Source organism: Acinetobacter sp. YH16056_T (assembly GCF_024605895.1).
GTDB lineage: Bacteria > Pseudomonadota > Gammaproteobacteria > Pseudomonadales > Moraxellaceae > Acinetobacter > Acinetobacter amyesii.
Genome location: NZ_CP094545.1, coordinates 157,703 through 179,960, shown reverse-complemented (window position 1 = coordinate 179,960; position 22,258 = coordinate 157,703). Strand labels below are relative to the sequence as shown.

Here is a 22,258-nt window from a genome sequence, read left to right as displayed (position 1 = left end):
GAGCAATACCATTAATGCTTTTCGCTAGCCATACTCATATATACGATAGTCAACATCATGAAAATGAATGCTTGTAACGTAATAACAAGAATATGGAAGATCGCCCAAGGCACAGACAACGCCCACTGGATCCAGAACGGTAGTAATGCGATCAAGATGAAGATCAACTCACCCGCATACATGTTACCGAACAGTCGAAGAGCCAATGAGATTGGACGTGCAATAAAAGTTACTAATTCAAGAATAATGTTTACTGGAATAAGTAATGCTTTTAAAACTGGGTTACTTGGGTTAAATGGGTTAAGTGCAAATTCTGCACCGAATCCGACAAGACCTTTCTCACGGATACTATAGAAAATAGTTAACGCAAATACTGATAATGCCATACCCAAGGTAATGTTAGGATCAGTAGATGGAACGATTTTGAAGTAAACGTGGTGAGGATCCATACCAAACACGTTAGCACCGATCAATTGAGCTGTATAAGGAATCCAGTCAACAGGGATCAAGTCCATCAAGTTCATGAGGAAAATCCACACGAAGATGGTCAATGCTAACGGCGCGATTAAGCGCGATTTGCCATGGAAAGTGTCACGGACACTTGAGTCAACGAACTCGATAATCATTTCGATTGCAGACTGGAACTTGGTCGGAACACCAGAGTTTGCAGCTTTCGCTACAACCCAGAACAACAAACAGAAAACAATACCAAGGCCAATAGACCAACCCATTGAATCCAAGTGAATAGCAGTGAACCCCATCTCTTGAGCTTCTTTAGCAGTCTCAGCTAACTTCCAAGTACCATCTGGCATTTTGCCATAGGTCAAGTTAGTCAAGTGATGCTGAATGTACTCGGTCGAAGTAAGGGCATGTTCTTCAGCAGCCATAAATCACACCTGGTCAATGTCAAAACTAATAGAGAAAACGAATATCGCGTGCTGCCTGATATCTCGTTACTCTCCAAAAAACTTTTCAATTTTTTGTTGTGTTTATACTCGTTTTTTTAAGCGTGTTGCCCAAAAAGGAGCGACCCACGACATACTTTGTACGAGCATAAAACCACAAAACAATGCCACCGCTGACAACGGCTTGACATTGATCAAAATCAAAATGAATCCAACAATCACGATTGCAAACTTGCCCATTAAGCCACGATACATGTTTGACAGCACCTGTTTAGAGGCACGGGCACCAGCCGCACGAAACGACTGCCATGAAAAGTAGCTACTTGCTAGCCAACATACCAACGCACCCAAAGCTGCACTATATGCTGTGATTGTGTCTTTAAGGACCCAACCAATCAGGGCTGAAACAGGAATCATTACTGCTTGTAAGATGACTAAAGCTTTCGCTAATCGTCGATCAATCATGCGACTAGTTCGACTCATTTTTGTTCACTCACAGCAATTCTGCTTGACAAGTTTAACTGATGATTATTTTTAATCGCAGGCATTATAGAGTTACACCCCTTAACTTGCAATCTTTTCCCGACCTTAGTCGTGTTTTTTTAAATTGGCAAACTGCTTTCAAACTAATCAATAGTTGTTTATTTTTTACTTTACTTTCGTGCATTTAGTGTGCATTTCAGGGTTTCATCAGCCAACATCTTCCATGCTGTTACAAAATCCCCTGCCCCACTCATCGTTTCGTCAACCGGCTGAAAGACGATACCACCGAGCTTTTGATACTGATTTTGGCTGGCATGTGCTTCTGCAAGTAAGCATACTTTTGGCTGCGCGCGATGGTCTTTCAGGTATTTGATTTGTGCCAATGTCGGCGCGACATGTGGATCATCTGTCAACGCACCGGTAAATTTCAAATTCAGTGAGCGCTCAAGATATTGATAGGCATCGTGGTAAGACCAGTAAGGTTGAGCACGGCTCGACACATCAGTTTTTTGTGCAGTGACCAAGAGTTTCTGCGCAAATGCACGCGCATTGGCCCAATATTTTTCACGATGTTCTGGAAACTGTTGTGAACGTAAAGCAGCAATAAAAAAGCCGATTCGAACCGCATTGTTTGGTTCAAGCCATACATGCGTATCGATTGTGCCTTTTAATGCATTGCCACGGACATCACGTAATGGCAAAGCACTGATAATACCTGAGTCTAAAATAGCGATACTTTTGCCACTTCCACCCAACATTTTTGCCAATGGTGCTTCGTGCGCGTGACCTAACCATAAAACGAGATTGGCATCTTGCACGGTTTTACGGTGTGCAGGCGTCAAGCTCACATCATGTCCAGATTGATGGTCAAGCAGTAATTTCGGTTGCTCTACACCCTTAAGTACATCCTTTGCGATTAGATAAATCGGTTGTGTAGAAACAACGAGACCTTGCGCCCAGCTCATCACACTGAATAAAGCTAAACTACAAAAAAGAATTACACGGGACATGGGGAGAGAGCACCATAAAATGAATGGTGTTATAATATAACAAAATCGTAAAAAAACCTACGTCTGTTCGTAAGTCCTTACGCTTCATGTTAAGATTTAAAGTCTTTTTCTTTATACAGTTTCGTACTCGAGGTTGGCTATGAGCGCATGTTCACACGAACATCATAATGCTTTGCATGGTGTACACGATCATCATAATGTCGAACAGCGCCTTGCTGAAGCTGAGAGTCTCTGTAGCGCGACGGGTGCTCGACTTACGCCCTTGCGTAAAGAAGTATTGGAACTGATCTTGAACGCAACGGGACCAATGGGTGCTTATGACCTTTTGGCTAAAATCAAAAGTGAGTCTGACCGACCTGCAGCGCCACCGACGGTATACCGTACGCTGGATTTTCTGCTTGAAAAAGGTTTGATTCACCGTCTAACGTCGATTAATGCTTACATCCCGTGTTGTCATCCGCGCGAAGGACATCAAGCCGCATTCCTGATTTGCACCGATTGTAAAATAGTCAAAGAAGCATCTGCTCAAGGCTTGATGGCGCAACTTGATGAATTGTCTGCATCCGATGGTTTTACTGCACATCACAGTATTATTGAAATTTCAGGGATCTGTCAGCAGTGCCGCAGCAAACACTAAATATGAAGCCCATTGTGGCTTTAGAGCATGTTCATGTCCGAATCGATGAACGTGACATTTTAAAGAATGTAGATTTCGCCTTACACGAAAAAGAAATTGTCACCTTGATTGGTCCCAATGGTGCAGGCAAATCCACACTCATCAAAGTGTTGTTGGGTATTGTAAAACCTGTCTCCGGCAAAGTGATCAGCACACAAAAATTAAAATTCTCATATGTGCCACAAAAATTTAATCCATCACACAGCTTACCGCTACGTGTGTGTGATTTATTGGCCCTAGAAAAATGTGATGCCAATATCAAGCAAGAAATAATTCGTGATACAGGCATTGCCAAGTTGCAACAATCTAAAGTTCAGCAATTGTCGGGCGGCGAACGTCAACGTGTATTGATTGCACGGGCTTTATTGCGTCAACCGAATGTATTGGTTCTGGATGAACCTATGCAAGGTCTGGATATCCAGTCTGAAGCAGAACTGTATGACTACGTGCGTAGCTTGCCAGAAAAATATGGCTGTGCAGTTTTGATGGTTTCTCATGATTTACAGTGGGTAATGCAAGGAACACATCGTGTGGTTTGCCTCAATAAGCATATTTGTTGTAGTGGCTTGCCTGAAAATGTCCAGCAACATCCTGAATATCAAGCGATCTTTGGGACAAACCGTGTGTTCTATCAACACCACCATGATCACTGTGCACATGGCGATAGTGCAACGCCTTGCCAGCATGACTCTCGTCCCCATATTCACCCTGAACCGGAAGCATAATCCATGATGGAATGGCTACAACTCCTTTTGCCAGCATGGATCATGGGCACTTTGCTGGTGTTCCTGACTGCGCCGCTTGGCTGTTTAATGTTATGGCGTCGCATGTCATTTTTTGCGGACACCATGGCACATGGCACTTTACTCGGTGTCGCCATTGCCGGTGCGATGAGTCTACCGCTTTGGACAGGCGTTACATTGATTGCGCTCTTATTGGTTGCAATCTTATGGGTGTTACACGACCCTCGCTTACCCAATGACGCTTTGCTCGCGCTTTGTTCTGCAACACTCCTGTGCTCAGGCTTACTGTTCATACAACATTTGCCAAGCTTAAGACCTGAATTACTCAGCTATTTATTTGGTGATTTACTCACTATTTCTTGGTCAGATTTGCCTGTCTTTGCAATGGTGATCATTGTGGCACTGACCGTGCTGTATAAAAGTTGGCAATCGCAGATTCAGATTGCCATTGACCCCGATATTGCGGTCAGTGAAGGTGTCAGCGCCAAATGGCAACGTCTGATTTTTATGTTGTTACTGGCCTTATTTACCGTATTGGCTTTACGTGCTGTCGGCTCATTGCTGATGGGTGCACTGTTAGTGATTCCTGCATTAACCGCTCGTTTATTGGCAAATTCTCCGAAGCAAATGGTACTGTGGTCTTTCATCATTGCCCAAGTCGGTGTAACTGTAGGTTTATGGTCAAGTGCTGGTTTAAACACCTCTACAGGACTGACCATTGTATTAACTATGGCGCTGCTCTTTGCCCTAATTTTTATTATGCAAAAATTTAAGAAAGTGGCTTAAGTAGCAACGTTCATTGTTCAATTCGCGACATATCAAAAAAAAGCCATGCAGTTGCATGGCTTTTTTTGCACGTCAAATACGATACTCAGAATCATCTCACTGGATTTATTGATGCACCAAACTCAATAAACTCGCAGCACAAGCAAATAATACCGCAAAGGTTCGATTCAAATATTTTTGTTGTTTGGGTGATTTTAATAACCGCAGCACTTTTGCAGCGAGACCGGTATACCCCGCCATGACAATCAGATCGATGCTAATCATCGTTGCAGCCATAATGACATATTGAATCCATTGGGGTTTGGATAAATCTAAAAACTGCGGCAAAACAGCCAATAAAAATACAATCGCTTTAGGGTTGCTCATATTGACCAAAAAGCCATGTAAAACTAATTTTGAAGGTGATTTATTTGGTAAATCTTGTTGGATTTCAATTGACTCTGTTGGCGCTGTCCACTGTAAATAAGCCAAATACAATAAATAGCCCACACCAAACCATTTCACGATCAGAAAAGCCCATGGTGTCGTCGCAAATAAGAACCCTGCCCCAGCTGCAACAATGACTATCTGAACCAAAAGTGCCAATTGCAGGCCGATGGCATTCCAATACCCATGCTTAAACCCATAATTCAAACCACTCGACATAGACGCAATTGCACCTGCACCTGGGGAAACACTAATCACCCAACATGCCAACATATATGCAATCCAGATTTGATAGGACATCATTAGCTCAAGTTTGAAATGGGTCTGTATTATAGACATTTACTCTATTTTCATGACAATAATGCACGCTAAAAGGCCAAATGAAGGCTACACTCTCAGCGCTGCTTAAGGCACAATACACACAGCCACTCAGAAATTATAATTTTTAGGAGCCATGAATGTCTGCTCAATCTGTAATTTTGCCATTACCCTCAGATCATGCTCGTTTTATTGTTTTACGTTTAAAAGATTTAACGATTAGCGAATTAAAAGAACAACTTGAAGACTTACTTAATACTCGTGATCGTCTGATTACCCAACATCCAAATGCACAGATTAAAACGGCTGTGGCTTTTGGACCAGAACTTTGGGCACAACTTTACAGTCAATCCCCGGCAGGCTTTAAACAACTTGATCCAATTCAAGGTTCATTTAACATGCCTGTAGCCCCAGCAGATGTATTTATCCATATTGCAGCACAGCGTACAGATATTTGCTTTGCGCTGAGCCAAGCATTCTTTGATGGTATTCAAGATAAAGTTGACGTACTGGATGAACGTGTGTGCTTCCGCAATTTTGATGGCCGTGATTTAACCGGCTTTATTGACGGAACTGAAAATCCGCAATTTCCAGATGATCGTGCTGAAACAGCATTACTAGCTGAAGAAGCTGGCGTATTTGCCAATGGCTCTTTTATTTTTGCACAGCGTTATGCGCATAATTTGGATAAATGGAAAAAGCTGAAAGTCGATGCGCAAGAGCATGTAATTGGCCGTACTAAACTTGAGTCTATTGAGTTAGATGAAGATGAACAGCCTGAAAACTCACATGTATCACGTACAGTTGTAGAAGATGGTGAAGGTGAAGAAATGGCGATTTTGCGTCATTCACTCCCTTATGGTGATGGCCGTGGCGATCAAGGCTTGTTCTTTGTGGCATATACCAATGATTTAAGCATTATCGACAGCATGCTAGTACGTATGTTTGGCACCAGTGGTGACGGCATTCATGACCGCTTACTTCACTTTGTCACTCCTATGGATGGCGCTTATTACTTTGCACCGAGTGAAGAGTTATTGGAAGAAGTGCTGGAAGGTTGAATAAATAAAGCCGACGAGAGTCGGCTTTATTTTTTAAAAATGCTTAAGCACAACCTTCCATTAAAGTTAGGTTAGTATCACCTACTTTTATACCTATAATTTTTTTGCTTTCGATATCATACCGTGTACCCTTTGTTTTATCATGATTCCAAATAATAATTGAATAATCATTTTGAGATTCACCATATGGATTTATTTTTTTATCAATCACTGAATTCTTATATTTTTCATAAATTTTACTTTCTTCATCCCCTACTTTAATTCCTAGATTCGTAGAAACTCCGAGTTGATTTGAAGAAATTACAGAAATTTTATTATTAAGAACTTGAAAATCCACATCGGATTTTATTTTTCTATTTTTAGCAAAAAAACAATTATCTACTCTACTATTTTCAATTTCAATAAATTCATCGTTAATTCTTTGATTTACTTCAACTCCACCAAAACCATTTTCTGTAAATATAGCATTTACATTATCATTTCGTATAACTTCAACTTCACTCTTTGATTGTTCTGTGCATGCTATTAATAAAAAGTATATTAAAAAACTAATAGTAAAAACTGATTTCTTTTTCATTATAAATCTTCCACTTTTGGAGAAAAGTCATGTAGATGAATATGATGATTATGATCCTTCCATGACTGCGAATGAGGCAATAATGCATTTTTTTTAATTTTCACTGGATGTGAGCCAAACAATTTATAGCCAAATTTAAATAACTCTTCAACAAAAGCGACATTTTTATTCCAATCAAAATGATCATGAGAAGTATATGTTACTTCTGTCATATGTCTATTATTAATAGCTATATATCTAAAATCACCATTTATACCATTCAAATGACTTACACTTTCACCTGGGGAACCATCCCTACAACTAAATCCAGATCCAATATATTCGGCATAACCCAAATTACACATAGCACCAAGAACTGCAGACATTGATAATCCTGATAAATAATACCGACCATCACCACTAATAATATTCCACTTATAACCTAAAGATCCACTTTTGTAATATTTATGTTTACGTTGATCAATCAAATATGTATTACCACCTGCCTTAACACCTTTTGATTGCCATTTATCAGCTACTACAAATTGAGACTTACCTAAATTATAAAATCTTCCCACCGAATCATAGTAAATAAATTCTGCATAACCAGTAGCAGCCTTATTTTCACGCTTAATCTTACCATCATGGTAAATATGATAACGTGTTGTATCACTTGTAGGTGGAGATTGATTACTAACAGTTGTTAGTGGCTCACCGCCATTTTCCGTGTATGTATTATCTTGAATAGGCTGATTTTTTTCAGCCTCTGATTTTGCTCTTTCTGCCTGTTCTTTTGCTTCTTTTTCCTGAGCTTCTAGTTGCTTTTTTCGCTGCATTTGGTCAGATTTTTTCTTGAGTTCATCTGCTTCCTTACGCTTTTGATCGGCAATTTCATATAGCTTTGAAGCTTTTACAAATCCCTCATTAACTTTAAAATGCCTAATTGGTATTCCTTTCAGAACACGGAGCTTCTCCAGCTCTTTATTTTTTATTCCAAAGCCAAAAACAAAACCCAATAGCATTTTAACACTAATATCTCCATTACTATCTGTTCTTTTCGCAATTTGCTTATTTCTATAAAAAATACTTACTAGAGTATTTGTTACATTTTCATTATTTTCTTTAACATTAATTTTAAAAAAACATACAGGTAATTTAATTTTAACAGTCTGATTAGATAAAGACTGTTCAACTTTAAAATGATGTATCTTTTGACGTTGTCCAGCTCCAGATACTGAAACCTCGATATCTTCGCCTACTTCAGCCACTACACCTTTTTTAGTCCCTGATGAATCTGCTGTATGCTTTTTTATATTCCCTTTATAAGTTAAGTAAAAACCCATATTAGAAATAGCTTTCTTTGTATCCTCTTCTATAATTTGAATATTAAAACTCACATCTTTTATATTACCAGTAACTACTTCTTTTTTTTCTTCAGATGTATTCTGTTCATTTCTTACTTCTTGAGGTGTTTTATTAGACTGAGGCTTTGATTGAGGCGTATTATTTTTTTCTAAATTCGCTTGAAATATTGAAACATCAAAATCTTTTAAGGTTGCAATTTGTTTTTGATCAGCTTTTTGAATAATAGGATTAGATTCTTTACCATCAGCTACAATTTTAATCTCAGTTGATGGGTGTCTAACAATGACAGGGAGACTGCCATTTTCATCACTTTTAACCCGAACCTTCGTCTCTGCAGAAAAGGATTTTCCTGAATATATTGAAACAACTGTAACTTCTTTATTTATTAATGCCTTTTCATTTTTATCTTTTAGATTTATATATATTTTTCGATTACAACACTGCTCTAAATCAAATCCACCAAAGTCTTGAATATATTTTTTAATATGTGTTCCATTACCATCTGTTTGTTTATGACTAGAAAATTTTGAAACACCTAGAAAAGCCCCCAAACCTCCTATACCAACCAAATGCATGCCAGCGATAACGCCAGACTCATTAATCTCTACACCTTGAATCACCCGACCAAAATGCTCATTTAAATTATTATTTCTAATCTGTTTACATAAATAATTAATCCATTCTTTTATTACTTCATATTGAATTTGAGGATTATTCAAAAATTCAAATTTCGAATTTATATTTTTTTTACCTGACCAATGTCCTGACCAATTATTAGAGTCAAATTGATTCTTCCAATTTTCATGCAAAGCAGATCCTTTCTTTGCCTTTTTAATATCTTCATAAGAGATCCCTTTATCACCTAAATAATATCCTAACTCATAAAGTGCAGACTCCCCCCATTGAAATAAACCCAAATATCCAGCATCATTAATTTTTTTTGCACACCATAGATTTATTGGATGATTTAATGACAAAGATAAATCTGATGAGGATTCTTTAAAGCTAACCGCTTCAATAAAACCCGATAAATTAGTTTCAAAATTTCTAGTAGTACCATCCTTAAAAGTGATTGTTTTTTTCATTATTATTACTCTTTGTACCAATCATTAGCTTTATATTTTTCCATACTTACAGATGTATTATTTTTTAAATAGCTGTTAAGTATAAATTTTAATTCTTGATCCTTACCAACCTGATTGCAACTTAAAACTACTGACTGATCTTTACTATTTATTTTTCTAAAATATGCAAAAGCATTTTTTTCATCATAAATTAACCAAACATTGTGCCCATATTCTTTGTATTCGGCATTATAAATATTATATATTTTTTTATTATATGATATTTTTTGACACTGTCCTGTTGATAACCATTGTGATTTATTTGTTTTTAAATTCAAATCATTAATTACTTGCAAGCGATTTAAGCTACTTTTATCTCTACCAAAATTCCAAATATGTTCACATTCAACTTCCTCAAGCACCTGTATCTTTTTAATTGGCTGATTCCAATAACTCATACAGTCTTTCGAACTTTCCGCATATAACGTTGAGCTATTTAAAAATACAACTATAGCTATTATTTCTTTTATTTTTTTCATAAACTCACCCTTAAATTCCAAAACTCTTAAAATCATCTTCTAAATTATTATCGTCATCAATTTCCTCAGCATCGTGATTATGATCATCTTCATGACCGCCACAGCATGCTTCACCTAAATTATCCTGAGAAACATCTTCCTCCATAAGAAATAATTTATCCGAATCAATCTCAGATTTTCCTAACAGTCTTATTTCTACATTGTCAGGATTATCACTAAAGATTCTTTGAGTACGTGCATCTTTGTCAAGCAGGCCTATAAATTCCGTATTTTTATTTTTATTTATAACTTTATATTTAAATCCATCTTCCAATAATTCTTTAGAAATTAGATCTTTAAAATCAAATCTCCGACTAAAAACCCCACTCTCAGGCAGCTTAGGCAATTGTGCATTTACAGTCGCTCCTCCCACAAAACTATGCTGCCCCGCCTTACTCTCAAACTTGCCGCCTGTCGTGGTAAATATTCCGCTGCCATTAATTTTCAGCTGTGAACCTCCTGCAGTCAGCACAATTTCTTTAGGACTGGTAATTTCAATTTTATCTTCTGTTGAAATGAGCTTAATCACCTTTCGTGCAATTGCTTCAATAGCATCATCTTGGGCTTGTAATTCAACTTTCCCTTTTGCGGCATAAGCACTCAGGCCCTTTTGAGCCGCAAACAGACTGATTTTGTCTTGTGCATGACCGACAATATTCTTTTGAGCACTGAAATTAATCGAACCTTGCGCACTTTCTGCAATATCCTGCGATGCTTGTAAAACAATATCTTCCGGTGTAGTGAGTGCAATACCATTAGGTGATGCAAGCAACATCAACGCTTGGCGGAATAATTTGCCTTGTTCTTGTTTTGCCGCTGTATTGGATTTTTCTAAACCCTGCGCATAGCCTTCCATAAAGCCTTGTACTTTTTCTAATGCTTTTATGGGTGTCATCGCTGGTGGCAAACCAAAACCACCATTATTCAACAAATCATCAGGGTTAAATTTGATGTCTTCGATCAATTTACCCACATCTTTTAATACTTTTAATGGATCTTCTTTTAGGTTACTTTTCAGACTTGCAACCCGCCCTTGAATCACATCCTTACCATTTTCTTCAATATGATCTATGACAGACTTTAAGTTATCAAAGGCATCTTCGGCATCATTAAAAAATGCTTTAAATTCTTTTACTGTACTTTTGACATCATGTGCGATTGAGCCCATTTCTTTGACAAAACTTTTGCAGTTTTTTAACGCTGCCAATGGGTCTCGACTTAAATCCTCTTTGAACAAATTTAAAGTCGCTTTGACACCTTCGGCAGTACTTTTGATTTCTAAAGAGTTTATTAACTTCGGCAAACGATTAATCACATTTAATGCATCGGTCTGCTGCTTTACGGCTACGCCGCTCAGCATATTCATGCTCTGATGCCCTTGATTTAAAAGAGATTGAGCTTCAGCAGCAGCAAGATGATCGGCAACTGCTTTATCCTGTGCATAGGTACTAATGAGTAAACCTTTACCTGCACGCATTGCCCCCCAAGCATCCGTTCGTAGCTCAAACCCCTCTCCACGGCCATGGCTACTGTCTTGTTCTTTAGGATGGCTGAGATTACCTAAATTCAGCTGTGTCGCTGCATGACTACTTTGTAATTGGGTACTGATCTGACCCGTCGTATCATCAAAGCGCAGTTGGTTAAAGCCTGTTCCCGCAACTTCTTGCGAGCGGATACCACTGAGTTTTTTGGTTTTAGGAAGTTGACCTTTGAGGTCAAACATGGTCTGAGATCGTTCAGCTTCATGTATTCGTCCTACTACAAAGGGACGATCCACATCACCCTCAAAAAAGTCGATGACCACGATCTCACCAATACGAGGATGGAAACGTGCCCCATAACCTTCACCCGCCCATGGAGTCAGTACATCGACCCAAGCCGAGTCACTGTCATTATCATTACTCCCTGCTCCACCATCATGACTGTGGTCGTCACTGCGGGTGAACGTAAACCGAACTTTGATACGCCCCCAAGCATCGACATAAATACTTTCACCTTCTGGACCGACCACTTTAGCCCGCTGTGGAAACGCAGGTGGCCGGTGTAATAAAGGATCATATTCAGGCACCACGGAAATTTGCCGACGGACCACATATAGGTCATTGGCCTGCCGTTCATCCCCTAAAGATAGCCAACGGCTCGCGGCAAGTAACTTCTCTAATTGAACCAAAATATCTTTGGGTAAATTATTCTGGTTATAAAATGCTTTGCCCAATATGAGAAATTCACGATCTGTCGTTTGATGTTGATCGATTTCAGGATGATTTTCTAATTCAAACCAATACCCAACTTGTGCATCCCTTACGCTACTGCTGGCGGTAAAATATTTGGCTTGTAATTCCTGATATTGATTGAGTTGCCGATTCAACTGATCCAATTGCTGTGTATTTGAAGTGGTCGCCTGATCTGCACCTTTAAGGTCAGTTGTCCAAGCCGAACTTACGGTCCACGCCTGCTCTAAACTTAAGGTTTCATTGTGCTGTTGCTCACTCTGTGCATGGGCGCTTAAGAGCGGATTACTTTGGTCTTGTGCCAAATATTGAGCTTGCCAACGCTGCGTTTGAATCGTGGTCGATTGTAAAAAACGTTCTGCCACAAAACTGGTGATCGTGTCTAAACGTTCCGTGGCATGACTCCGATGAAAGCGAATTTTTTTCCGCTCTAAAGCACTATAAGCCTGATTCGTATCAATTAAACGCAGCCGCTGTGCTTGCATCGGTGCAGCCGAAAATGCGACAAATAACTCTGCTTCATCAATTAACCAATTGATCCCTTCACTGCGCCAAAGGCGGGTTAAAAATGCATAATCACTTTCATTCGCCTGCATGGTGAATGGACGCACATCATAAGTACGTGCCAACCCCTCTAAGTTCAGACTTAAACTGGCAGCAAACAGCGCACTTTTTTTCTGCCATTCACTAAAAATAATCTCGGTCATCTCCCGTACCGATTTATTCATAAAGACACGGCTGTTACGACGCTTATGCCAGAGCGCTGTGGCATCCTCAATCACCAGTTTATAAACGGTCAGTGCACCATCACTTTGACCTTGGCTAGCCCCCGTAATTACACCAGTCAGGCGACTGAGTTGTCCCAAATCTGTCACTTGATCGACAGCCACTCGGCCGCCTATAAACTGCTTTAAAGCCAGATGAACATTGGTCGAGAGACAAATAATTTCTGCACGAAAGCCTTGATTAATACGGTGTTGACCTTCAATCCGTTGAATAAAAACTTCAGAATTTAGATGTTCATTTGAGAAATGAATGTGTAGCGCACGTTTCTGTACGCTAAAGCCAAAGTTTTCCACCATGGCGTGAATATTTTTAAGCATTGTTATTATGTATTGAATTTTTTTAATGACGGCATTTTAGGAAATGTTTATTTTTTCGTCTACCCTATTTTGCAAATAATTTGTTGAATTCTTCTTTTTGGCTTTCACATCACTTTAGAATTCAAGTGAATAGGAACATCAATACTGGATCATTTTTGCTGAGCTAACTTTTCGCAGCCGCTGAGATGCTGCTACACTCAAAATGCAATCTATAAAAAATTTTAAGCTCCATGATCACAATTGAATCCAAACTGCCTGCCCAAGGTGTGACTATTTTTAGCGTTATGAGTGCAATGGCGCAGCGTCTAAATGCACTGAACTTATCTCAAGGTTTTCCTGATTTTCCTGCACCTCCAGCACTGTTAAATGCGCTAAGTGATGCGACGCAACAGGGTTTTAACCAATATGCACCCGGCGATGGACTGATGCATTTACGTGAGCAATTGGTCCAACTGTTTGCCCATCGAGACCAATTAAATATTGACCCTCACACCGAAGTGACCATTACCCCGGGTGCAACCATTGGTATTTTTAGTGCCATTCAAGCCGTGGTTCATGCGGATGATGAAGTGATTATTTTTGATCCGAGCTATGATAGTTATGCGCCCAGTGTAAAATTGGTTGGGGCTCATCCCATTCACATTGCCTTAGAGACGCCACATTTTACTGTGGATTGGAATCGTGTTGCCGCTGCGATTAACGATAAAACCCGGATGATTATTGTCAATACACCGCATAATCCAACAGGTGCTATTTGGGGGCGTGAGGACTGGCTCAACTTAATCGAACTGATTCAAGATAAAAATATTATAGTGCTGTCGGATGAGGTCTATGAGCATTTAATTTTTGATGGTCGTCAGCATCTATCTGCTTTGTCATTTCCTGAGCTGCGTGAACGCAGTTTTGTCGTGGGCTCATTTGGTAAAACCTTTCACGTCACAGGTTGGAAAACCGGTTATTGCATTGCAGCGCCAGCCTTGATGCAAGTGTTTCGCCAAATCTATCAATTTGCCAATTTCTGCGGTGTTACGCCCGTACAAATGGCATTGGCTAACTTTATGGCAGAACATCCGGAGCACATTACTGAGTTGGGCGATTTTTACCAAGCCAAACGTGACCGTTTCAATGCCGGCTTAAGCCACTCTAGATTTGAGTTGATTCCGTCCGCAGGCACTTATTTCCAAAACCTTGACTACAGTGCCATACGTCCAGATTTAAATGATGTGGAAATGTGTCAGTTGTTGGCAGAGCAACATAAAATCGTGGCGATTCCTGTCTCAGTGTTCTATCAAAAACCGCCGGAAAATTTACGATTATTACGTTTCTGTTTTGCCAAACAAGATGCCACCTTAGATCGAGCTGCAGAGATTCTCTCCGCGGTTTAAAGCAGTATCTGCCCAAACGTTTTTTTAAAACAGACATGTAGAAATAATGAAGCCTTGGTTACTCAAAAACTAAGGCTTTTTTGAATGCAAACATGATAGTGTTATCAGTGACTTAAAATCATAAAAAGCCGCGTCTAGGACCTGAGCATGTCAAAACAACAGTCCCTCGTTACTCAGCAAAATTTATGGAAAACGTTTTTAGTGTTTCTGGTGCCTTTGATCGCCACCAATATTTTGCAGAATTTATCTGGGACCATTAACACCGTTTTTGTCGGTCAGATGCTTGGGGTGCATGCCATTGCAGCCGTTGCGGTATTTTTTCCAATTTTGTTCTGTTTAATGGCTTTTGTGATTGGACTCTCGGCAGGTGCAACCGTGTTGGTGGGTCAAGCTTGGGGCGCGCAGAATCTTGAAAAAGTTCGTACCGTCGTGGGTTCAACGCTGTTTATGACCTTGATTGGTGGCAGCATCATTGCCTTTTTAGGGGTGATATTTGCCAAGCCCATTTTATTGGCATTAGGCACAGCCCCTGACGTGATGCATTTATCTTTGCCTTATGTGCAATGGATGCTTGCCGGTAGCCCACTGCTCTTTATTTATATTATTTACACCTCGATTTTGCGTGGTGTCGGTGACAGTACCACTCCGCTGATCGCATCGGGTATGACCATTGGTTCAGGGCTGATCATTACACCCGTGCTGATTGCCGGAAAATTTGGATTTCCAAGTTTAGGCATTATTGCCCCTGCCATTGCCAGTCATATCGGCTTTTTAATTGCTTTGGTGTTTTTATATTTCTATTTAAAAAAGAAAGATCACCCACTCAAACTCGACTTCGAGTTGATTCGTCATATTCGCCATCAACATGATCTCAGCAAAATTATCTTAAGACTGGGGATTCCAACGGGCATTCAGATGGTCACGACCTCTGTGGCCGGTCTCGTGATTGTCGGTTTAGTTAACCGCCATGGGGCTGATGCCACTGCTGCCTATGGCGCGGTCAATCAGGTTTTGAACTATATCCAATTTCCGGCCTTGTCCATCGCGATTGCGGCTTCTATTTTTGCAGCACAAGCCATCGGTTCAGGTCATTCTGAATTAATTAATCGCGTGAAACGCACGGCCATCGGGATGAATTTTATTATTACTGGCATCTTGGTGGCATTGGGCTATTTATTCTCTAAATATTTAATGGCGCTGTTTATTACAGATCCTGAAGTTGTGGTTCTCGGTCAAGAATTGCTGTTCATTGTGCTTTGGTCGATTTTATTTTTTGGTGCCAGTGCGATTTTTGCTTCCATTATGCGGGCCAGTGGAACGGTGACCGTGCCGATGATTATTAATATTATGGCGATTATTTGCATTGAAGTGCCGTGTGCCTACCTATTCAGTGAATGGTGGGGCTTAAAAGGCATTTGGTATGCCTATGCCTTGGCCTTTGTCAGCTTATGTATTTTACAAGGGCTGTATTACCAACTGGTATGGAGACGAAAAGCCATCAAAGTATTGCTATAAGGCTCGCTAATAGCGTTCAATGCCAATCCGCAGCTTTGCATCTCAATATGGAAAATCTTGTACGCATCCATGCATAAAGTTTGCCGTTAAACTGCTGTTTATTTTTCAACATTTGGTTTTATATCCTGTTGATTTATCTACACCTAGAACCAATTAAAATTAAAAGTTGCATATTTTCAAACAATTACGGTTTGGCATAGATTTTGTTCTTATCCCTTTTATCTTTTAAGAATAATTGGGATGAGAAATTTTTTATGTCTAAACGTCAAATAAAGCTTGGGGCTTTTATTCCAACTACCTCACAGCATGTCGCGGGTTGGCGTCATCCTGAATCTCGCCCACAAGATCATCTCAATATTGATTATGCAATTGAACTGGCAAAAACCGCAGAACGTGGTCTATTCGATGCCTACTTTCTTGCCGATGGTCTGTCTGTCCGCTGGAGTTCTGCTGTCGAAGGTGAAAAAGGTTTGGGCGATAAAGGCGTCGGCTTTGAACCCGTCACATTGTTTGCAGCCTTGTCTGCTGTGACGCAAAATATTGGCTTTATTGCCACGGCGTCCACGACTTATGAAGACCCTTATATTTTGGCGCGTAAATTTGCTTCTTTAGATCATATTTCTAAAGGTCGTGCTGCGTGGAATGTAGTAACGACAGCCTCTGCCTATGCCGCAAAAAACTTTAACATTCAGCAGCACCCTGAACCCAAAGAGCGTTACGAACGTGCCGATGAATTTATTGAGGTGACTCAAAAACTTTGGGACTCATGGGAGGATGATACCTTCCATTACAACAAAGAAACCGGGCAATTTTTTGATGCCCGCAAACAGCATCAGCCCAATCATCAAGGTCAATACTATCAGATACTGGGTGCACTCAACGTCTCTCGCCCACCGCAAGGCTATCCGGTGATTGTTCAAGCAGGACAATCTGAAGATGGTCGTGAACTAGCCGGTAAATATGCCGAAGTGATCTTTACTGCACAGCAGAACTTAGCAGATGCGCAAGCCTTTTATCGTGATGTCAAAAACCGCTTAGTGAAATATGGCCGCCATGCGGATGATCTCAAAATTATGCCGGGGGTTTCGATTTTTGTTGCCAAGACTGCGCAAGAAGCCCAAGAAAAATATGACTTTTTAAATAGTTTAATTCACCCAGAAGTGGGTTTAAGTTTATTGTCTGGTTTGGCAGGTGGCATTAATCTGGCCAAATTTGATCTAGATGCCCCTTTCCCGAAAATAGAAGATGCAGACATTAATTTCTCCAGTCGTCAGCAGATGATGATTGATATTGCCCGGAAGCACAATTTTAGTATTCGTCAGCTCTATCAATATATCGCTTCAGCCCGTGGACATTGGACCTTGATCGGCACGCCGGAACAAGTCGTAGACCAACTGCAGGAATGGTTTGAGAATGACGCTGCCGATGGTTTTAATGTCCTACCGCCAACAACACCTGCGGGGTTAAATGACTTTGTCGATCTCATCGTTCCTGAACTGCAACGTCGCGGTCTATTCCGAACGGCTTATGAAGGCAAGACCTTACGAGAAAACTTAGGTTTAAAACGACCTGAAAACCAATATGTTTTAGAAAAAAGACATACCTCCCAAGCCTCATAAACCAACGTTTAATAAAACTGAAAAACAAATGCCCCAACTGGGGCATTTTTATGGACTGATATTAATCCAACTTAAGCGATGATCATACTGACCTATATTTGATAAGCCTAAAAAAGCCCTGAATTCAGGGCTTTTAAAAGTTTAGGTGATGGTCAATTCAGACTTACCATGCAAATTTATAATCGGCAAATCGGTGAGATAAAGGTTCAGGCAACTGATCTTTTACTGGATCACTAAAGTCAGTCAAAATGTCATTTTTAATATTGGTCAGACGGACATCTTCGCGTTTACGCGGATGGGCTAAATGAATATCTACAATACGTTTAATTCGTCCCGGATGTGGCTGCATGACCACTACCCGATCACCCAAAAATACCGCTTCTTCGACATCATGGGTGACAATAATCATGGTGATTTTTTCACTTTGCCATATTCGCTGTAATTCATCCTGTAAATTTTGACGCGTCAACGCATCAAGTGCGCCAAAGGGTTCATCGAGCAGTAAAATCTGTGGTCGATTCACCAAACTACGGGCAATCGCTACACGTTGATTCATCCCACCAGACAACTGCGAAGGATAAGCATCTTTAAATTGGGTTAATTTGACCAACTCTAAATGTTCATCAATCAATACATCTTCTTCTGCACGGCTAAACTGGCTTTTATGCAATGCAATCCGTACATTTTCCCGTACCGTCAACCATGGAAACAGGCGATGATCTTGAAACACGATACCACGTTCCAAACTCGTGCCCTGTATAGGCTGACCATCAACCAAAATCTGGCCCTGAAACTGACGCTCTAGACCAACCAACAACCGTAATAATGTGGATTTTCCGCAGCCACTACTTCCCACAATACTAATGAACTCACCCGGCTGAATATTCAGGTTAATGTCCTTAAGTACGGTTAAGTCTTCTTGCTTTTGTGTGGGATAATGTTTCGTTAGCTGCTGAATAGAAACCGAACCAGCTTGTTCTACGCTCATATCATTATTCTCTATTTGTGCTGACAAACTTTGCTGGACTAAACCTTAGAGTTTAGCCAGTGACACTTCCGTCGATTTAATTAACACCACCACCTCTGAACCTACTTTTAAATCTAAATCCTTCACCGAACGCGTCGTGATTACGGACGTAAAAAAGCCCGCTTTGGTTTCCACATCAATTTCTGAAACCACAGGACCCTCTACGATTTCATTAATCACGCCTTTGAATTGGTTTCGCACATTTACTGAAGTAATCGCCATTTTAATTATGCCTTTTGTTATTTAGAGAGCTTTACTATAAAACAGTTCAATCACTTGCTATATCTTGATTTATCCTTTAGTTATCCCGATTTTATTTATCTTAAAATCAGATAAATAATCCACGCATGAATTTATCGGTGAAACTGATATTTAAATATCGAATTATTATTTATCTTTTATTTTTAAATCTTTCATCATGATCTGCATTTTCAACAACTATAAGAAACGATATGTCTATTTTGACCCACCCTGCAGTGCCCTCTGCACTGAAACATAAACGGGCAACAGCGACGGTCTTTGCAGACCCGTTATCGCAAGCGTTGTTGTCTCGAATTGAACAAATTGCACCAAGTGAGGCCAATGCACTCATCATTGGTGATACAGGCACAGGTAAAGAATTGGTTGCACGCCAAATCCACCAATTGAGCCATCGTGCCAGAGGTCCATTTATCGCAGTGAACTGTGGTGCCTTTACCGAATCATTAGTCGAAAGCGAATTATTTGGACATGAAAAAGGAGCCTTTACAGGGGCAATTAATAGCCGTGTCGGTTGGTTTGAAGCAGCCCATAATGGCACCTTATTTTTAGATGAAATTGGTGATCTGTCCTTGCCTATGCAAGTCAAATTACTCCGTGTTTTACAAGAAAGAGAGATCGTTCGAGTCGGCTCACTCAAATCCATTCCAATTAATGTCCGAATCATAGCCGCAACCAATGTCGATTTAGAGCATGCCGTACAGGACGGGCGTTTCAGGGAAGATTTATTCTACCGCTTACATGTGGCGTTGCTACGCATTCCACGTCTCTCAGAGCGTCGTGGTGACATTTTGCCTTTGGTTAAACACTTCATTCAGGTCTATCAAACCAACCCACATGACACACCATTACGCCTCAGCCCATTGGCGCTCAAGAAACTCCATTTACATAGCTGGCCGGGAAATATTCGCGAATTAGAAAATACCATTCAACATGCGATTTTAGTCAGTGAAAAAGGTGTGATTGAACCAGAAGATATTAGTTTTTCGAGTATTCAAAGTGCATCGTCGTTTTCGCGTGCAGAACCTTTTAACTTACAAAATGCCACCTCTGCTGTAGCCAACATCAAAGATATTCAAGATGCTGGACAGTTACTTGAGCAGACCTTTTTACAAATTTTTCAAGCCGCAAATCAACTTAAGCATGACAATATTAATGAGCTGATTGAAGAAAAATTTATCCGAAGTGCGTATCAGCACTGTCAATACAATCAAGTGCATACGGCTCGTTTGCTTGGAGTGACACGCAACGTCATTCGCACTCGCCTAATTAAATATGGCTTATTATAAATAAGTCATATTTTTATTTTCTCCACATTAAAATAATAATCCATACAAAACTGATAAATAAATAGTCATCTACATTATTCTTTATTCATTGCATTATTTAAAATATAAAAAATCAGTAATAAAAAACCTCGGTATATCCCGAGGTTTTTTATTTATTTTTCTATTGCATTTAGATTATTCCACAGGGTTGCGTTTCCACGCTGTGAAGTATTTTTCTAGTCCAATCAAGAAATAGTTGAAGGATAAACCCACGAGGGTAATGACTAAAATACCCACAAACATTTGTGGAATTTCAAAGCTAAATTGCGAATAAATAATCAGATATCCCAGACCTGCTTTGGCACCAAACATTTCTACTGCCACTAAGGCCAAAATCGAAATCGCCCCTGCCAGACGGATACCGACAAAAATCGTGGGTACGGATGCAGGCAGAATCACTTTTCGGAACAATTGATAGGGTTTTAGGCCCATGGTTCGTGCCGATTTAATCAGTAAAGGATCGACTGTTTGTACGCCTGTAATGGTGTTCAATAAAATCGGCCATGTGCATGCATACACTAACAGACTGATTTTTGAGGTTTCACCAATGCCTAAAAATAAGATGAACAGCGGCATTAATGCTAGTGCTGTGGTATTTCGAAACAGTTCTAACAATGGATTTAAGGTTTCAGCCACGAGCTTGTACCAACCGATGATGAGACCCAAAGGAATAGCGATCGCTAGGGCCAAAATGAAACCAATAATTGAACGCTTTATACTGGCCAAGAAATGGATGCCTAATTGACCGCTTTGATATAGCTGCCATGTGGTTTCCAACACTACAGATAACGGCGGTAAAAAAGCCGGATTGACCACACCACTCCGCGGCAGAATCTCCCACAGCAAGAAAAAAGCCACAATGGCAATGGTGCGTTTAAAGACCGTGTTTAACCAAGTGAATTGTAGTCTGGGTTTAATGTCGTTATACGATTGCGTATAACTGATGGCTTGTTTAGTCGATGACATAAATAAATCCTCTGAATATTTTAGTTATGTGCAAGCTGTTTATGTTTTTCGAGGGCTTGCGCTTTAATCACTTCTTCACTGAGCAATGACCAAATTTTATGGCGAATTCGGCCATATTCAGGCAATGAACGGACATCTTCACTGGAGCTGCGCAGGCTTTGAGGAATTTCAATCACTTCCTTAATTCGCCCCGGTCTTGAGGTCATAATCGCCACGCGCTGACTCAGATAAATTGCTTCATCAATACTGTGAGTAATAAAAACAATGGTTTTTTTCGAGCTTTTCCAGATATTGATCAGCTCGGCTTGTAAGGTTTCTCGGGTTTGCGCATCTAGGGCAGCAAAGGGCTCATCCATTAATAAAATTTCTGGTTCATAAGCCAAACTTCGGGCAATCGCAACCCGCTGTTTCATCCCGCCGGAAAGCTCATTCGGATAATGCTTTTCAAAGCCACTGAGACCCACAAGCTGCAAATAGTATTCGGCTTTTTCACGGCGTTCTTTTTTTGCTACGCCTTTGGCTTCTAGACCAAATTCGATATTTTCCAGTGCGGTTAACCATGGATAGAGCGCATATTGCTGAAACACAATGCCACGGTCTAAACCCGGTTGAGTAATCTGCTTGCCACTCAGTAAAATCTGCCCTGCAGACGGTTTGGTTAAACCCGCAATTAAGTCTAATAATGTAGATTTTCCACAGCCACTTGGCCCCACGATTGAAACAAATTCACCCGGCTGAATATCCAAAGTGACATTTTCTACGGCAACAAATTCAGGCTTATAGTTTTTACTGCCGACATGGTTTTGTGCAGGAAATACCTTACGCACGTGATCTAAATGTAATGCACTGGTCATT

Annotated in this window: 20 protein-coding genes; 8 read left to right on the top strand and 12 right to left on the bottom strand. The window is 40.2% G+C overall.

Annotated features, from left to right (window positions below):
- Positions 1–11: 11 nt before the first annotated feature.
- From atpB to MST17_RS00810, 3 genes are all read right to left on the bottom strand, one after another.
- On the bottom strand, positions 12–887 hold the full coding sequence (atpB, locus tag MST17_RS00820; protein ID WP_078191478.1) for a F0F1 ATP synthase subunit A: 876 nt from the start codon (positions 885–887) through the stop codon (positions 12–14).
- Positions 888–989: 102 nt separating this feature from the next.
- A complete protein-coding gene (locus MST17_RS00815; protein WP_078194025.1) occupies positions 990–1,388 on the bottom strand; it encodes an ATP synthase subunit I in 399 nt (132 codons plus the stop codon).
- A 170-nt stretch (positions 1,389–1,558) separates the two neighbouring features.
- Positions 1,559–2,398, bottom strand: coding sequence for a metal ABC transporter solute-binding protein, Zn/Mn family (locus MST17_RS00810; protein WP_180026142.1), 840 nt, complete (start codon positions 2,396–2,398; stop codon positions 1,559–1,561).
- 139 nt (positions 2,399–2,537) lie between these two features.
- On the opposite strand from MST17_RS00810, the gene MST17_RS00805 reads away from it, so the two are divergent.
- The 3 genes from MST17_RS00805 to znuB are packed head-to-tail and all read left to right on the top strand — an operon-like array spanning position 2,538 to position 4,603.
- A complete protein-coding gene (locus MST17_RS00805; protein WP_078191481.1) occupies positions 2,538–3,035 on the top strand; it encodes a transcriptional repressor in 498 nt (165 codons plus the stop codon).
- Positions 3,036–3,037: 2 nt separating this feature from the next.
- Positions 3,038–3,799: a zinc ABC transporter ATP-binding protein ZnuC gene (gene znuC, locus MST17_RS00800; RefSeq protein WP_078194027.1), complete on the top strand. Its 762-nt coding sequence runs from the start codon at positions 3,038–3,040 to the stop codon at positions 3,797–3,799.
- Positions 3,800–3,802: 3 nt separating this feature from the next.
- Entirely contained in the window at positions 3,803–4,603 is an 801-nt protein-coding gene (gene znuB / locus MST17_RS00795; protein ID WP_180009577.1) for a zinc ABC transporter permease subunit ZnuB, read from the top strand.
- Between the two features lie 105 nt (positions 4,604–4,708).
- Here the strand turns inward: znuB and MST17_RS00790 are convergent, their stop codons facing one another.
- Complete coding sequence (locus MST17_RS00790; RefSeq protein ID WP_180026143.1) at positions 4,709–5,329, bottom strand: LysE family transporter; 621 nt, start codon at positions 5,327–5,329, stop codon at positions 4,709–4,711.
- A gap of 158 nt (positions 5,330–5,487) precedes the next feature.
- Between MST17_RS00790 and MST17_RS00785 the strand changes: the two genes are divergently transcribed.
- Positions 5,488–6,408 carry a Dyp-type peroxidase gene (locus tag MST17_RS00785; RefSeq protein WP_180010769.1) on the top strand — a complete coding sequence of 307 codons (921 nt, stop codon included), beginning with the start codon at positions 5,488–5,490 and terminating at the stop codon, positions 6,406–6,408.
- 43 nt (positions 6,409–6,451) lie between these two features.
- Here MST17_RS00785 and MST17_RS00780 read toward each other — a convergent pair whose 3' ends face one another.
- The 4 genes from MST17_RS00780 to MST17_RS00765 are packed head-to-tail and all read right to left on the bottom strand — an operon-like array spanning position 6,452 to position 13,305.
- Positions 6,452–6,985 (bottom strand): hypothetical protein, encoded by a 534-nt coding sequence (locus MST17_RS00780; protein WP_180026144.1) that lies wholly within the window; start codon positions 6,983–6,985, stop codon positions 6,452–6,454.
- The gene (locus MST17_RS00775; protein ID WP_180026145.1) at positions 6,985–9,414 is read right to left on the bottom strand and encodes a hypothetical protein; all 2,430 of its coding nucleotides are present in this window, start codon (positions 9,412–9,414) and stop codon (positions 6,985–6,987) included. Before MST17_RS00775 ends, MST17_RS00780 begins: the two co-directional genes overlap by 1 nt.
- Before the next feature lie 5 nt (positions 9,415–9,419).
- Positions 9,420–9,932, bottom strand: a complete 513-nt coding sequence (locus tag MST17_RS00770; protein ID WP_180026146.1) for a hypothetical protein — start codon at positions 9,930–9,932, stop codon at positions 9,420–9,422.
- Positions 9,933–9,942: 10 nt separating this feature from the next.
- On the bottom strand, positions 9,943–13,305 hold the full coding sequence (locus MST17_RS00765; RefSeq protein WP_180026147.1) for a type VI secretion system Vgr family protein: 3,363 nt from the start codon (positions 13,303–13,305) through the stop codon (positions 9,943–9,945).
- Between the two features lie 230 nt (positions 13,306–13,535).
- Between MST17_RS00765 and MST17_RS00760 the strand changes: the two genes are divergently transcribed.
- The 3 genes from MST17_RS00760 to MST17_RS00750 all read left to right on the top strand — a co-directional run bounded on the left by MST17_RS00760 (position 13,536) and on the right by MST17_RS00750 (position 17,824).
- Positions 13,536–14,690: a methionine aminotransferase gene (locus MST17_RS00760; RefSeq protein ID WP_180026148.1), complete on the top strand. Its 1,155-nt coding sequence runs from the start codon at positions 13,536–13,538 to the stop codon at positions 14,688–14,690.
- 147 nt (positions 14,691–14,837) lie between these two features.
- Entirely contained in the window at positions 14,838–16,205 is a 1,368-nt protein-coding gene (locus MST17_RS00755; protein ID WP_180026149.1) for an MATE family efflux transporter, read from the top strand.
- A 254-nt stretch (positions 16,206–16,459) separates the two neighbouring features.
- Positions 16,460–17,824: an LLM class flavin-dependent oxidoreductase gene (locus tag MST17_RS00750; RefSeq protein WP_180026150.1), complete on the top strand. Its 1,365-nt coding sequence runs from the start codon at positions 16,460–16,462 to the stop codon at positions 17,822–17,824.
- Positions 17,825–17,987: 163 nt separating this feature from the next.
- Here the strand turns inward: MST17_RS00750 and MST17_RS00745 are convergent, their stop codons facing one another.
- Positions 17,988–18,812 carry an ABC transporter ATP-binding protein gene (locus tag MST17_RS00745; RefSeq protein ID WP_180026151.1) on the bottom strand — a complete coding sequence of 275 codons (825 nt, stop codon included), beginning with the start codon at positions 18,810–18,812 and terminating at the stop codon, positions 17,988–17,990.
- A 45-nt stretch (positions 18,813–18,857) separates the two neighbouring features.
- A complete protein-coding gene (locus tag MST17_RS00740; protein WP_067765474.1) occupies positions 18,858–19,073 on the bottom strand; it encodes a molybdopterin-binding protein in 216 nt (71 codons plus the stop codon).
- A gap of 230 nt (positions 19,074–19,303) precedes the next feature.
- Between MST17_RS00740 and MST17_RS00735 the strand changes: the two genes are divergently transcribed.
- A complete protein-coding gene (locus MST17_RS00735; protein WP_180026152.1) occupies positions 19,304–20,398 on the top strand; it encodes a sigma-54-dependent Fis family transcriptional regulator in 1,095 nt (364 codons plus the stop codon).
- 174 nt (positions 20,399–20,572) lie between these two features.
- On the opposite strand, the gene MST17_RS00730 is transcribed toward MST17_RS00735, so the two are convergent.
- Complete coding sequence (locus MST17_RS00730; protein WP_078194039.1) at positions 20,573–21,403, bottom strand: ABC transporter permease; 831 nt, start codon at positions 21,401–21,403, stop codon at positions 20,573–20,575.
- A gap of 20 nt (positions 21,404–21,423) precedes the next feature.
- The gene (locus tag MST17_RS00725) at positions 21,424–22,257 is read right to left on the bottom strand and encodes an ABC transporter ATP-binding protein (protein ID WP_078191496.1); all 834 of its coding nucleotides are present in this window, start codon (positions 22,255–22,257) and stop codon (positions 21,424–21,426) included.
- Position 22,258 lies beyond the last annotated feature (1 nt).

Excerpts from the sequence above, each read along its gene's own strand:
- MST17_RS00790 (WP_180026143.1), bottom strand. The coding sequence starts at position 5,329 with ATGTCCTATCAAATCTGGATTGCATATATGTTGGCATGTTGGGTGATT.
- MST17_RS00745 (WP_180026151.1), bottom strand. The coding sequence starts at position 18,812 with ATGAGCGTAGAACAAGCTGGTTCGGTTTCTATTCAGCAGCTAACGAAA.
- atpB (WP_078191478.1), bottom strand. The coding sequence starts at position 887 with ATGGCTGCTGAAGAACATGCCCTTACTTCGACCGAGTACATTCAGCAT.
- MST17_RS00815 (WP_078194025.1), bottom strand. The coding sequence starts at position 1,388 with ATGAGTCGAACTAGTCGCATGATTGATCGACGATTAGCGAAAGCTTTA.
- MST17_RS00765 (WP_180026147.1), bottom strand. The coding sequence starts at position 13,305 with ATGCTTAAAAATATTCACGCCATGGTGGAAAACTTTGGCTTTAGCGTA.
- MST17_RS00775 (WP_180026145.1), bottom strand. The coding sequence starts at position 9,414 with ATGAAAAAAACAATCACTTTTAAGGATGGTACTACTAGAAATTTTGAA.
- MST17_RS00810 (WP_180026142.1), bottom strand. The coding sequence starts at position 2,398 with ATGTCCCGTGTAATTCTTTTTTGTAGTTTAGCTTTATTCAGTGTGATG.
- MST17_RS00770 (WP_180026146.1), bottom strand. The coding sequence starts at position 9,932 with ATGAAAAAAATAAAAGAAATAATAGCTATAGTTGTATTTTTAAATAGC.
- MST17_RS00750 (WP_180026150.1), top strand. The coding sequence starts at position 16,460 with ATGTCTAAACGTCAAATAAAGCTTGGGGCTTTTATTCCAACTACCTCA.
- MST17_RS00755 (WP_180026149.1), top strand. The coding sequence starts at position 14,838 with ATGTCAAAACAACAGTCCCTCGTTACTCAGCAAAATTTATGGAAAACG.
- MST17_RS00735 (WP_180026152.1), top strand. The coding sequence starts at position 19,304 with ATGTCTATTTTGACCCACCCTGCAGTGCCCTCTGCACTGAAACATAAA.
- MST17_RS00760 (WP_180026148.1), top strand. The coding sequence starts at position 13,536 with ATGATCACAATTGAATCCAAACTGCCTGCCCAAGGTGTGACTATTTTT.
- MST17_RS00805 (WP_078191481.1), top strand. The coding sequence starts at position 2,538 with ATGAGCGCATGTTCACACGAACATCATAATGCTTTGCATGGTGTACAC.
- MST17_RS00740 (WP_067765474.1), bottom strand. The coding sequence starts at position 19,073 with ATGGCGATTACTTCAGTAAATGTGCGAAACCAATTCAAAGGCGTGATT.
- znuB (WP_180009577.1), top strand. The coding sequence starts at position 3,803 with ATGATGGAATGGCTACAACTCCTTTTGCCAGCATGGATCATGGGCACT.
- MST17_RS00725 (WP_078191496.1), bottom strand. The coding sequence starts at position 22,257 with ATGACCAGTGCATTACATTTAGATCACGTGCGTAAGGTATTTCCTGCA.
- MST17_RS00780 (WP_180026144.1), bottom strand. The coding sequence starts at position 6,985 with ATGAAAAAGAAATCAGTTTTTACTATTAGTTTTTTAATATACTTTTTA.
- MST17_RS00730 (WP_078194039.1), bottom strand. The coding sequence starts at position 21,403 with ATGTCATCGACTAAACAAGCCATCAGTTATACGCAATCGTATAACGAC.
- znuC (WP_078194027.1), top strand. The coding sequence starts at position 3,038 with ATGAAGCCCATTGTGGCTTTAGAGCATGTTCATGTCCGAATCGATGAA.
- MST17_RS00785 (WP_180010769.1), top strand. The coding sequence starts at position 5,488 with ATGTCTGCTCAATCTGTAATTTTGCCATTACCCTCAGATCATGCTCGT.